At 45.5% G+C, this 12,140-nt stretch carries 15 protein-coding genes; 11 read left to right on the forward strand and 4 right to left on the reverse strand.

What is annotated here, in order from left to right; all coding sequences use genetic code 11:
• Positions 1–2: 2 nt before the first annotated feature.
• Positions 3–1,415 (forward strand): dihydrolipoyl dehydrogenase, encoded by a 1,413-nt coding sequence (lpdA, locus tag KNP91_RS04025; protein ID WP_114595397.1) that lies wholly within the window; start codon positions 3–5, stop codon positions 1,413–1,415.
• A 103-nt stretch (positions 1,416–1,518) separates the two neighbouring features.
• Positions 1,519–1,827 carry an SAV0927 family protein gene (locus KNP91_RS04030; RefSeq protein ID WP_012370877.1) on the forward strand — a complete coding sequence of 103 codons (309 nt, stop codon included), beginning with the start codon at positions 1,519–1,521 and terminating at the stop codon, positions 1,825–1,827.
• A 124-nt stretch (positions 1,828–1,951) separates the two neighbouring features.
• On the opposite strand, the gene KNP91_RS04035 is transcribed toward KNP91_RS04030, so the two are convergent.
• Positions 1,952–3,439, reverse strand: a complete 1,488-nt coding sequence (locus tag KNP91_RS04035) for an aminotransferase class I/II-fold pyridoxal phosphate-dependent enzyme (RefSeq protein WP_012370876.1) — start codon at positions 3,437–3,439, stop codon at positions 1,952–1,954.
• A 132-nt stretch (positions 3,440–3,571) separates the two neighbouring features.
• On the opposite strand from KNP91_RS04035, the gene KNP91_RS04040 reads away from it, so the two are divergent.
• The 3 genes from KNP91_RS04040 (at position 3,572) to KNP91_RS04050 (ending at position 5,184) form a co-directional block, all read left to right on the forward strand.
• Positions 3,572–3,844, forward strand: a complete 273-nt coding sequence (locus KNP91_RS04040; protein WP_214848797.1) for a UPF0223 family protein — start codon at positions 3,572–3,574, stop codon at positions 3,842–3,844.
• A 234-nt stretch (positions 3,845–4,078) separates the two neighbouring features.
• Positions 4,079–4,267 carry a hypothetical protein gene (locus tag KNP91_RS04045; RefSeq protein ID WP_012370874.1) on the forward strand — a complete coding sequence of 63 codons (189 nt, stop codon included), beginning with the start codon at positions 4,079–4,081 and terminating at the stop codon, positions 4,265–4,267.
• A gap of 137 nt (positions 4,268–4,404) precedes the next feature.
• Positions 4,405–5,184, forward strand: a complete 780-nt coding sequence (locus KNP91_RS04050; RefSeq protein ID WP_052294397.1) for an inositol monophosphatase family protein — start codon at positions 4,405–4,407, stop codon at positions 5,182–5,184.
• 18 nt (positions 5,185–5,202) lie between these two features.
• Here KNP91_RS04050 and KNP91_RS04055 read toward each other — a convergent pair whose 3' ends face one another.
• Positions 5,203–5,373 carry a DUF5325 family protein gene (locus KNP91_RS04055; RefSeq protein ID WP_012370872.1) on the reverse strand — a complete coding sequence of 57 codons (171 nt, stop codon included), beginning with the start codon at positions 5,371–5,373 and terminating at the stop codon, positions 5,203–5,205.
• 187 nt (positions 5,374–5,560) lie between these two features.
• On the opposite strand from KNP91_RS04055, the gene typA reads away from it, so the two are divergent.
• From typA to KNP91_RS04070, 3 genes are all read left to right on the forward strand, one after another.
• A complete protein-coding gene (typA, locus tag KNP91_RS04060) occupies positions 5,561–7,408 on the forward strand; it encodes a translational GTPase TypA (RefSeq protein WP_012370871.1) in 1,848 nt (615 codons plus the stop codon).
• 27 nt (positions 7,409–7,435) lie between these two features.
• On the forward strand, positions 7,436–7,789 hold the full coding sequence (locus KNP91_RS04065) for a YlaH-like family protein (protein ID WP_012370870.1): 354 nt from the start codon (positions 7,436–7,438) through the stop codon (positions 7,787–7,789).
• Between the two features lie 138 nt (positions 7,790–7,927).
• Positions 7,928–8,977 (forward strand): PQQ-dependent sugar dehydrogenase, encoded by a 1,050-nt coding sequence (locus KNP91_RS04070; RefSeq protein WP_214848800.1) that lies wholly within the window; start codon positions 7,928–7,930, stop codon positions 8,975–8,977.
• Positions 8,978–9,005: 28 nt separating this feature from the next.
• On the opposite strand, the gene KNP91_RS04075 is transcribed toward KNP91_RS04070, so the two are convergent.
• Positions 9,006–9,209, reverse strand: coding sequence for a YlaI family protein (locus tag KNP91_RS04075; RefSeq protein ID WP_012370868.1), 204 nt, complete (start codon positions 9,207–9,209; stop codon positions 9,006–9,008).
• Positions 9,210–9,325: 116 nt separating this feature from the next.
• Between KNP91_RS04075 and KNP91_RS04080 the strand changes: the two genes are divergently transcribed.
• Together KNP91_RS04080 and KNP91_RS04085 are read left to right on the forward strand one after the other, a co-directional pair.
• A complete protein-coding gene (locus KNP91_RS04080) occupies positions 9,326–9,778 on the forward strand; it encodes a PNPOx family protein (RefSeq protein ID WP_214763625.1) in 453 nt (150 codons plus the stop codon).
• A 39-nt stretch (positions 9,779–9,817) separates the two neighbouring features.
• Entirely contained in the window at positions 9,818–11,134 is a 1,317-nt protein-coding gene (locus KNP91_RS04085; protein ID WP_012370866.1) for a PhoH family protein, read from the forward strand.
• 73 nt (positions 11,135–11,207) lie between these two features.
• Here KNP91_RS04085 and KNP91_RS04090 read toward each other — a convergent pair whose 3' ends face one another.
• Positions 11,208–11,669 carry a hypothetical protein gene (locus KNP91_RS04090; RefSeq protein WP_012370865.1) on the reverse strand — a complete coding sequence of 154 codons (462 nt, stop codon included), beginning with the start codon at positions 11,667–11,669 and terminating at the stop codon, positions 11,208–11,210.
• Positions 11,670–11,791: 122 nt separating this feature from the next.
• Between KNP91_RS04090 and KNP91_RS04095 the strand changes: the two genes are divergently transcribed.
• Positions 11,792–12,070, forward strand: a complete 279-nt coding sequence (locus KNP91_RS04095) for an Fpa/YlaN family protein (RefSeq protein ID WP_014970798.1) — start codon at positions 11,792–11,794, stop codon at positions 12,068–12,070.
• The last annotated feature ends 70 nt before the right edge of the window (positions 12,071–12,140 follow it).

The following is a 12,140-nucleotide window of genomic DNA, read 5'->3' on the forward strand; positions in this document are numbered from 1 at the left end:
CAATGGTAGTAGGTGAATTCGCACAAGAAACAGATTTACTCGTAATCGGGGCTGGCCCTGGTGGTTATGTCGCTGCAATCCGCGGTGCGCAACTCGGACTTAAAGTAACAATCGTCGAACGTGAAAACGTCGGTGGTGTTTGTTTGAACGTCGGATGTATCCCGTCAAAAGCTTTGATCACAGCTGGACACAACTTCCAACATGCAAAAGGTTCAGATTCAATGGGAATCACATCTGAGAACGTCGCTGTCGACTTCTCAAAAGTTCAATCTTGGAAACAATCAGTCGTCAACAAATTGACTGGTGGTGTCGGTGGCCTTCTTAAAGGTAACAACGTTGAAACAGTCGTTGGGGAAGCTTACTTCCAATCTGAAGATACAGTTCGTATCATCAATGAAGATTCTTCTACACCTTACAAATTCAAAAAATGTATCATCGCAACAGGTTCGACTCCAATCGAACTTCCAGCTTTCAAATGGTCAAAACGTGTCCTTTCTTCAACAGGCGCTTTGAACCTTCCTGAACTTCCGAAAAAACTCATCGTCATCGGCGGCGGGTACATCGGAATGGAACTCGGAACAGCGTATGCTAACTTTGACACTGAAGTTGTCATCTTAGAAGGTACAAAAGATATCCTTTCTGGATTCGAGCCTGCAATGACGCAAGTCGTTAAGAAAAAGCTTAAACAAAAAGGAAACATCACGATTCACAACGAAGCACTTGCACAAAGTGTCGAAGAGACAGAAGAAGGCGTGAAAGTTACGTTTGAAGTCAAAGGTGAAACACAAACTGTCGAAGCGGACTACGTCCTCGTCACAGTCGGTCGTCGCCCGAACACATCTGATCTCGGTCTTGAAATGGCAGAAGTTAAAGTCAGCGAACGTGGACTCGTCGAAATCGACGATCAGTGCCGTACGTCGAACGAAAACATCTACGCTATCGGGGACATCGTTCCTGGACCGCCACTTGCACACAAAGCTTCATTCGAAGCAAAAATTGCTGCTGAAGCAGCTGCTGGACATCCGGCATACCTCGACTACAGTGCGATTCCTGCGGTTGTCTTCACAGACCCAGAACTCGCAACAGTCGGTTATACGGAAGCACAAGCAAAAGAAGAAGGACTCGACTATGTTGCGTCTAAATTCCCTTACGCTGCAAACGGACGTGCTCTTGCACTCAACGAGCCAGACGGCTTCTTGAAAATGATCACACGTAAAGCAGACGGTCTCTTGATTGGTGCTCAAATCGCCGGTACAGGCGCATCTGACATGATCGCAGAGATGGGACTCGCAATCGAGTCTGGTATGACAGCTGAAGACATCGCACTCACAATCCACGCGCACCCTTCACTCGGTGAAATCGCAATGGAAACTGCTGAAGTTGCAATCGGTAGCCCAATCCACATCATGAAATAAGCCAAAAAACCTTAAGCGGGGAGCCGACCGCTTAAGGTTTTTTTGTGTCGTTTAATCTGTCTTTAAAACAGGAAAAGGATAAAAAAAGAAAGGGTGAGACAAGATGGAATCTCAACTGTCGCCACTTGAAGAACTGTATCATGTCTCAGAAACGGATAAAGTCAGGTTTATCGGGATGACAACGGAACAAGCGCGGTACGATTTTGGTGTCGTCTTTACCAAACAGTTTTTCGGGAAGGTGTTAGTTGTCAGTCTCACGAGCGGCCGGGCCGCTTTACTCGATCATACAGATGTTCTCGAGGCGGATGCCATGACGCGTCTGCTCGGGATCGAACCGGTGGATGCCGAGGCGGTCGGAGAATTTTTAGCGACGCTGTTGCCGGATGTACCGAGTTATGAGCAGGCAGATTAAACGAGGTTGACTTCTAAAAGAATAATTCCTGTTTAAACGAGACAAGGGGGCAGATTCGGAATCTGCCCCCTTTATCTATTGGAGAAGCTGACTTTTAGGGTCAGCCGCTTATTATGAACGAAACTTAACGAATTGCATTCGATTGTTGAATGACTTTAATGGTCTCAAGTGTATGATCTTCGAGTCCTTGGACAGGAAGACCGGCTTCGATATTTTCTTTGATGTACGCTAAATTGTCTGTCGTAATCATTTCACCCGGAATGAAAATCGGAATGCCGGGTGGATAGACCATCATGAACTCTGCCGAAATCCGGCCGACAGCGTCTGCAAGTGGAATGGTTTCCGTTTCTTCATAAAAAGCATCACGCGGACTGAGAGCGAGTGCCGGAATGTCGGGTAAGACGATCGAGTGAGAAGATGTTTTAGCCCCTGTATCCCGATGACGCTCTACGAGATCAGCCATTCCTGCAAGCAAGGCATCAATCGTCTCTTCCGAATCACCGGAAGTGATGATCAGCAAGATGTTGTTTAAGTCGGACAGTTCCACTTCGATGCGATGTTCGTCCCGTAAAAATTCTTCGACAAGATGACCGGAGATGCCGAGTCCTTTGACGGAAATCAGAACTTTTGTCGGATCAAAGGCAAATGTCGCACTGGAATGAAGGTCCGATTCACCAAATACTGCGAGATAAGGAAGTTTTGCCAGTCCCATCCGCATCCGTGTCGCCAGTTCGAGCGCGCGACGGTTCATCGCTTCTCCGTTGATCGCGAGATGCCGGCGGGCGCAGTCGAGTGATGCCAGTAAAAGATACGACGTAGAAGTCGTCGTCAACATCGACAGGACAGCTTGTACTTTATCCGGCGAGACGAGACCGCGGCGGACATTCAAGACGGAACTGCCGGTAAGTGATCCTCCTAATTTATGAACACTTGTCGCAGCAAGATCTGCACCAGCCTGCATCGCAGAAAGCGGCATATCATCGTGGAATGCGATGTGAACGCCGTGTGCTTCGTCGACGAGGACGGGGATGCCTTTGCTATGAGCAAGGGTGACGATGCTTTCTAAGTCACCTGCAACACCGAAGTACGTCGGATTGATGACGAGGACCGCTTTAGTATCCGGGTGAAGACTGAGGGCACGCTCGACGGCGCTTGGTGTGATACCGTGAGCAATACCGAACATTTCGTCAAACTCCGGGTGAATGAAAATCGGGTGCGCTCCAGAAAGAACGATAGCCGACATGACCGATTTATGAACGTTCCGAGGAACTAGAATTTTATCATCCGGACCGACGACACTCATGATCATGGCCATGATGGCGGTCGAGGTTCCTTGAACGGAGAAAAATGTTTCGTCTGCATGAAAGGCTTGGGCTGCTAGTTGATGAGCATCCTTGATGATTCCTTTCGGATGATGTAAATCATCGAGTGGCGCGATATTGATTAAATCGATATCAAGCGCGTTTTGACCGATGAATGATCGAAAAGCAGGATCCATCCCTTGGCCATTTTTATGACCGGGAATATGAAATTGAATTGGTTGACGTTTCGCATGCGCAAGCAGCGCATCGAATAAAGGTGTATCGAGCTGTGTTAAGCTTTTTGTTTGCACCAGATTTCCCCCCTTAAAACCGAATAAAAAAACAATCAAACAAGCTAACTATAACAAGTTTTCATAAGGTTGCAACTGTTTTATGTTCGATTTCGTTGTAAAATAGGAAGCGTTAAGAAAGGAAGTGTCACAATGGCGGTCAATTATCCCATTAATCCGGACTGGTCGACGGACGAAATCGTAACAGTCATTCAATTTTTTAATCTGGTCGAAGAGGCTTACGAAAAAGGAATCGATCGAACGGTCTTTTTAAATGCCTACCAGGCTTTTAAAACCATCGTCAATTCAAAGTCGGAAGAAAAACAGCTCGATCAGTTTTATTTTGAAGAGACTGGATGTTCGAGCTACCGTGCAGTTCAGCAGGCAAGAAAACAAACCGATGCTTTGTTGCGTTTGAAAAAGTAACGAAATCCGTATCGTCAAACAACCTCTTTTCTGACTGTACAGAAGAGAGGTTGTTTGTTTAGAAAAAACAAAAACTGGTTATATACTACATACAAGACGATATCGTACAACTGTAAAATTTAAAAATAGATACTTTACATCTAAGTTAAATCGTACTATTATGGATTCAATCCACTAATTAGTCGCAATTGTCTGATAACTAAGTTTTTTATCCCGCGAAGGAGTGTGGTTACTGTGAAACAAGTGATTGAAGCATACAAAAGAAAAGATGCAGAAAAACGCATTCCTGTATTGCGCCTTGAAATCGATTATGAACTTGCGACTTTACATGATGCAATTGTAGCAAGTGATACGGAAGCGATGGGTGCCAGTAAGGAACGTCTTGAAAAATACCGCCAAGAGATGGTCCGTCTTGAAGCGTAATCAAGATGATCTTCTTAAAATAGAATAAACGATAATAAAATAATCCCAAAATCAACCAGCGAAATTTTTGTTGGTTGATTTTTTTTGTTATCATGAAAAGGTAGGACGGTCTAAAGGAGACGGAAAGGGTGAGTCGGATGCAAGGGATTGAGTTACATGCGATCGATCTAATCAAGCGGGCGGGAAAGTATATTCGTCAAAAGATGGATCAAGCGTATCATATAGAAGAAAAAACAAATAAAAGTGATCTTGTCACGGAAATTGATCAGCATGTGGAGGATTTACTGATTCGAGGAATTTTGGATCGGTATCCGGATCACCATGTGTACGGAGAAGAAGGACGAATCGTTCGTCCGGATACGTTAGAAGGCACGGTCTGGTTCGTGGATCCGATTGACGGGACGATGAACTTCATTCGTCAAAAACGGTTATTCGCCATCTCGATTGCCATTATGGTAGAAGGAGAATTACGTTACGGATTCGTCTATGACGTGATGGCAGATGAACTGTTTCATGCCATTAAAGGGCAGGGGGCTTACGAAAACGGAATCCGGCTTGCACCAATCAAGGAAAGACCGGTCAATGAAGCGATTATCTGCATGAATGCGACATGGGTGACGGCAAACCGGCGAATCGATTCCAACCTGCTCGCGCCTCTTGTCCGTGATGCGGTCGGTGTTCGGGCAGTCGGTGCGGCTTCACTCGAACTCGCCTGGGTTGCGGCAGGTCGGGTCGACGGATATATTACGATGCGGAACATGCCGTGGGATTATACAGGGGGACAAGTCTTGATTGAAGAACTCGGCGGACGTGTCGGGACAATCGAGGGAGCGGACATGACGTATCTTGAACAAACGAGTGTATTGGCAGGAAGCCGGCAATTCGTTGAGGATGTCTTAACGTACGTGCAAAAATAAAACGCCCCTAGAGGGCGTTTAAGCTTGTTTACGTAAACGAGCTTTCAAGACGAAGCCTACTCCCATTGTTCCGATAGTTAAAAGAAGTGAGACGACAATCATAAGAACGTTTTGCTCCGCGATAAAAATACCGATGGCAGCCATTGAACCGACTGCGATAATGGCTAACAATAAAAAAAGAATCCGCATTTGTCATTTCCCCCTCACGATACATAAACTCGTCTTTAGTTTAGCGTGAATCAGGGACAATGAAAAGGCTTTCGCTGTCATCTTCAATCGAAGTGATTGCCAACTACCAGTCAACCTGTGCTATACTCTTAAAGTTGACCGAAAGTATTAATGGATTATTTAAATGAACAGAAAGAGGTACACACCTATGACAACATTAGTAAGAAACGATTTACGCAACGTCGCGATCATCGCCCACGTTGACCATGGTAAAACGACACTCGTCGATGAGCTTTTAAAACAATCTGGAACATTCCGTGCGAATGAACTAGTCGAAGAACGCGCAATGGACTCAAATGATATCGAGCGTGAGCGCGGAATCACGATCCTTGCTAAAAATACGGCAATTGATTACAAAAATACACGTATCAACATCGTTGATACACCAGGTCACGCCGATTTCGGTGGTGAAGTAGAACGTATCATGCGTATGGTTGACGGCGTTATCCTCGTTGTCGATGCACGTGAAGGCTGTATGCCACAAACACGTTTCGTATTGAAAAAAGCACTTGAACAAGGTCTTCAACCAATCGTCGTCGTCAATAAAATTGACAAACCGATGGTCCGTCCACTCGAAGTTGTTGACGAAGTCGTCGACCTCTTGATCGATCTTGGAGCAGATGAAGATCAACTCGAATTCCCAGTCGTTTATGCATCGGCAGTCAACGGCTCAAGTTCATTTGACCCTGAACTTGAAAATCAAGAAGATACAATTACAAACGTTCTTGATTTGATTCTTGAACACACACCGGCTCCTGTTGACAACAGCATGGACCCGTTACAATTCCAAGTTACAATGCTCGACTACGATAACTATCTTGGTCGTATCGGAGTAGGACGCGTTTTCCGTGGAGAAATCAAAGTTGGAGACAGCGTTTCGCTTTCTAAACTTGATGGATCAATCAAAAACTTCCGTGTTACAAAATTATTCGGATACTTTGGTCTGAAACGTGTTGAAATTGAAGCTGCAAAAGCTGGAGATTTGATTGCAATCGCAGGTATGGAAGATATCAACGTCGGTGAAACGGTTTGCCCGACTTCACACGTCGATCCACTCCCATTACTTCGTATTGATGAGCCGACTCTTCAAATGACGTTCATCGTTAACAACTCGCCATTCGCTGGTCGTGAAGGTGACCTCGTCACTTCGCGTAAAATCGAAGAGCGTCTTGAAAAAGAACTTGAAACAGACGTTTCGCTCCGTATCGAAAACACAGATTCGCCGGACCGCTGGATCGTATCTGGCCGTGGTGAGCTTCACCTCGGGATTTTGATTGAAAACATGCGTCGTGAAGGATACGAAATTCAAGTATCTAAACCGCAGGTAATCATCAAAGTTGAAGACGGCGTTAAAGTTGAGCCGTTTGAGCGCGTTGTCATTGATACACCTGAAGAGTACACAGGTGGTGTCATGGAATCGATCGGTCTCCGTAAAGGTGAACTGACGAACATGCAGACAATGGATAACGGACAAACAAAAATGGAATTCATCGTTCCTTCACGTGGATTGATCGGATACCGGAATGAATTCTTATCTGCAACACGTGGATACGGAATCATGAACCACACGTTCGAAGAATACCGTCCGTTCATCAATGCAGACATCGGTGGACGCCGCAGTGGAGTTATGGTCTCAATCGAGACGGGTAAAGCGACTGCTTATGCAATCTCTGCACTCGAAGACCGCGGAACAATCTTCATCGAGCCAGGTCTTGAAGTTTACGAAGGAATGATCATCGGTGAATGTAACCGTGACGTCGACCTCGCTGTTAACGTTGTTAAAGCGAAACAATTGACGAACATGCGTGCATCTGCGAAAGATACAACAAACGTTCTTAAACGTCCACGTGTCTTCTCACTTGAAGAATCATTAACATTCCTGAATGAAGATGAGTACTGTGAAATCACACCGCAATCAGTTCGTCTTCGTAAACAAGTATTAAACAAAAACGAACGTGAAAAACAAGACAAGCGCCGTCGTCTTGGTAAAGACTGAGCTCTTAACACGTAAGGGGGACTGGCAATGACTGCACAACCTGCCGTTGCTTCTGATTTCTCGAAATTTGATATTCCTGCCGTTGCGAAATTGCTTGGTGTGGGAAGTGACCCGAACAACTTGAGTGCCGGATTTAATGCACTGATGATTACGGTCGTCATCTTGACGTTAATCGTTTTTAAATTAGGTTTTGCGAAAGAGTTAGCCTGGTGGAAATCACTGATTGTCTATTTGTTACTCGCGGTATTTTCTGCTGCTTTAACACTCGTCTTTTGGACATGGCCGATTCCTGAAGTCTTACTTGCGATGGTCGTCATTCTCGGAATTTACCGATTCCGGATGTGGATGGTCAAACGTGAGCGAGAACGAACTGCTTCTTGATCATAAATCAATAAAAAAGTCCCGTTTCCTTTTGGAAGCGGGACTTTTTTGTGTGAAATGAAGGGAAACGTAATCCGTGTTCGATTGCAGGAATAGTTTGCGGCAGGTTCGGGAAAAAAACAGCAAGAGGTGATCGAGATGATAAACCGAAGCTTAGGCATTTCGTGTGGTCTTGTGATTGTATTAGCCGGATGTTCGGAAACGACTACTAAAGATTCATCAAAAACAGTTCCCAAAACATCGGAAACGGTCAAAAGTGATATCATTTTTAAAAATTTAAGGACACCATGGAATATTGAGAAAAACCAAGAAGTGTTTTATATTACCGAACGGGAAGGGACAATTGTCAAAGGCACTGAAGGAAACTACAGCCGGACGGATCTCGAACTGACCGAACCGGTTGTTGCGCAAGGGGAAGGCGGACTGCTTGGGATGGCGCTTGATCCGGACTTCTCAAAGAATCGAACAGCATATGTCTATCATACGTATGAGAAGGATGGCGCGCTCTGGAACCGCATCATAGCGATTAAGGAAGAAAAGGAATCCTGGAAAGAACAACGGGTACTGCTCGATAAGATCCCCGGTGCCACGATTCATAACGGTGGCCGCATCGAAATAGGACCGGACGGATTGTTGTATGTCACGGCCGGAGACGCGGCAGTCCCTGAAAACGCTCAAAAACTCTCTTCGTTATCCGGAAAAATTCTCCGGATGAAACTCGATGGAAAACCGGCGGACGGGAATGTAAAAGAGTACATCTACAGTTACGGTCACCGGAATCCACAAGGTTTGGTGTTTGTCGACCAAACCCTGTATGCAACGGAACACGGACAGAACGGACACGATGAAATTAACCGGATCGAACAAAAAAATTACGGGTGGCCGTTGATTGAAGGAACGGAAAAGCAACAAGGGCTCGTCACACCTTGGTATGAAGTGGGCGAAAAATCAGTTGCGCCGAGCGGAGTAGCGGAACAAAACGGGAAACTGTATTTCGGGACGCTAGTCGGTCAAAGTCTCCGGTCGATTGAGACGGAGTCGTCGAAAGTGGAACAAATCGTGACGGATCGCGGGCGCATTCGGGACGTGATGACGGACGAGAAGGAACTTTATTATGTGACGAACAATACAGATGGACGAGGAAATCCGTCGGATGAAGACGATGTGCTGGTTCGTCTTAAGCCATAAAAAAACTACTTTGATCATTCAAAGTAGTTTACCATCTTTTTTTAGTTGTCGCCCATGTCGGATAAAGGTTAAAATGTCCGGTTTCTTGGCGCGCGATGGTCCGCTCAGTGACACGTTCATGACATTCATCGCATATGTAGACGCGTACCGGTTTATTTCGCAGTCTTTTTGCTGTAAAGGACCAGTCATCGATGGTTTCTCGTTTATCGCAGATGGTGCATTTGACACGCATGGGAGGTCCCCCTTTTTTTCTTAGTATATCATATTTAAGAATTGTTCAACTTGAAAAAGGGATGCGAATATATAGTATCGAATAGTAATAAAATAAGGAACAGAGGGGGTGGTACCATGGCAAATAAAGTGGAACATCGTCTGAGTGAACAGCAGATGAAGGCATTAACAGATTTACCGCTTGTGTTTTTAATCACACATGATCAGAGCAAAAGCTGGCCGATTACACATGCCATCAGTTGGGTGTATGCAAAAGACGAAACAACGATTCGCTTTGCGATTGAAGCAGATTCATTACTTGTCAAAACGTTAGCTGACCATCCTGTTTTTACACTTATTTTCTTTGCTGATCAGTCGACGTACAGTTTAACATGTACGGATGTCGCAGCCTGGGAAACGACAGCACGCTTACCGTTAAAGGTAGCGCTCTATGAAGGACAGATAAAAGAGGTCCGCGATATCTTATTCTACGGAGCCGCTGTGTCGGACCGGCCGCGTGTGCATAAAACGTACGATGAAGCAGCCGCGATGCAACTTGATCAACAAATTCAAGACATTTTAAAAGGATAACATTCATCAAAACTCGACTCTAAAGGAGCGAACGATGGAATGAAAAAAATATATGTGCTCGATACCAATGTCATGCTACATGATCCATTGTCTCTGTTTCAATTTCAAGAGCACGATGTCGTGATTCCGGCCATAGTCTTAGAAGAATTGGACGGAAAAAAACGAAATATGGATGAAGTCGGTCGAAATGCCCGGGAAACGGCACGGATTTTGGATCAATTGCGGGAAACGGGACACCTCCATGCCGGTGTTCCACTCGGGAACGGCGGAATTCTTCGGGTCGATATTGGAGATTCCATCAGTGAAGTGTCACCGTTTACGCATGAGTCCAACGACAATAAGATTCTGGAACTCGCCTGGTCGATTCACCGGGAACAAAAAGAACAGCAAAGCGGACGGGATGTCATCCTTGTTTCAAAAGATATCCTCGTCCGGGTTAAAGCGGATGCTTACGGATTAGTCGCAGAAGACTATTTGACCGATCACATCGCTGATCTGACCGGACTATATACGGGTTTTGTGGAATTGACCGTCGACCAAGAATACATCGATGCGTTTTATCAGGATAAACGATTATCGGTCGATGTTCTTCCGGAAAAAGTACATCCGAATCAATTCGTCATTTTAAAAAGTAATATGTCAAAAGCATCGGCAATTGCCGTCGTCGATCAGGAATTGCCGATCATCCGGGCTTTATCACTCGATATCGATCAAGTCTGGGGTGTCGTTCCGCGGAACGTTCAACAGCGGATGGCATTTGAACTGTTGCTTCGGGATGATGTGCCGCTTGTCACACTTGTCGGGAAAGCGGGAACCGGAAAAACATTACTTGCACTCGCAGCAGGGCTGTTACAGGTGGAAGATGAACACCGGTATAAAAAATTAGTTGTTGCACGTCCGGTCGTACCGATGGGGAATGATATCGGATATTTGCCGGGAGAAATGGAAGAAAAGCTCCGGCCCTGGATGCAACCGATTTATGATAACTTGGAACATCTGTTCAATACGAGTTCCGGTGATGAGCTGGGAAACATTTTGGCAGGAATGAAATCGATTCAACTGGAAGCCCTGACTTACATCAGAGGTCGGAGCATGCCAGGACAATTCATCATTATCGATGAAGCGCAAAACCTGACGAAACACGAAGTGAAGACGATTTTGACCCGTGTCGGTGAAAACTCGAAAATTGTATTGGTCGGTGACCCGCAGCAAATTGATCATCCGTACCTGGATGAATATTCAAACGGATTGTCTTATGCAGTCGAGCGGTTGAAAGGTGAAAAGATGACAGGACATGTCAAACTGGTGAAAGGCGAGCGGTCAAGTCTGGCTCGTTTGGCAGCCGACTTGCTGTAAGCTCAACTACAAAAAAAGCCGTTCTGTTTCCTTCAAGTCAGAAGAAACAGAACGGCTTTTTGTCGTTTCCGGATTACACGACAGTGATGCGAGTAACGGAGCGGACGATTTGATCACGATAAAGCAGATGGACAGGACCGTCGCTTAAAACTTTTCCGTCTTTTGAAAACTGTAAGTACAGTTCCGGTAACGTACTGAGATTGAGCTCGACTGTTTCTGTTCCTTCAAAGCGTAGCGCGGAGGCACCTTCAAGTGTCTCGGCATTTTGAATGAACGGTGCAAGCGGCATGGCAAACGTTCCCCGTAAGGCAGCATCTTTTTCTTCGCGCGTCATCGGTTTGTTGTGGTCCGTTCGACTGCCCTCTGTGATCCCTTTATCCCAAGCAGCCCCCATCTTGGCATAATAGGCTTCTTGTGCGTTATCCCCGACTTCTTTTCCAATATGGTCGACTTCAATCTTCCGTTCATCGAAGATCCAAACCGTCGGGTCGATTGTGAGTGGATAGCGGACGTTACCTGTAATCGGAAAAATCATCATTATTCCCCCTAAATGTATGAGTCGTGCAAATCCATTATACCGAAACGTTGAATTGTTGGCGAAAGTAAGGTAAAGTTTAGCTATAACAGGAACGCGTCATTTGATGAGGAGGGATTGGATTGTCAACTGAAATCGGGACAGTTCATCGCCAGCGCGCTCTTGAGCTACTAGAAGCGGATGCCCATAAAATCCGCCGGTTGATCGAGGTCCAGCTTGCGAATTTAACGATGCCACAATGTCCTCTTTATGAGGAAGTATTGGATACACAAATGTTCGGATTGTCACGCCAAATTGATTTTGCCGTTCGTCTCGAACTGATTGATGCGAGTGAAGGGAAACAATTACTCGACTCATTAGAACAGCAATTATCTGATTTACATGATGCGGAGACGTGCTGATTTTCTACTCAAACGTGAAATGCGGCGTTTGGGTATTTTTTTTTAGAACTAGGAATTAGAAAAAGGACGT

The sequence above is a fragment of the Exiguobacterium sp. s138 genome, from assembly GCF_018618775.1.
GTDB classification, from domain to species: Bacteria; Bacillota; Bacilli; order Exiguobacteriales; family Exiguobacteriaceae; genus Exiguobacterium_A; species Exiguobacterium_A artemiae.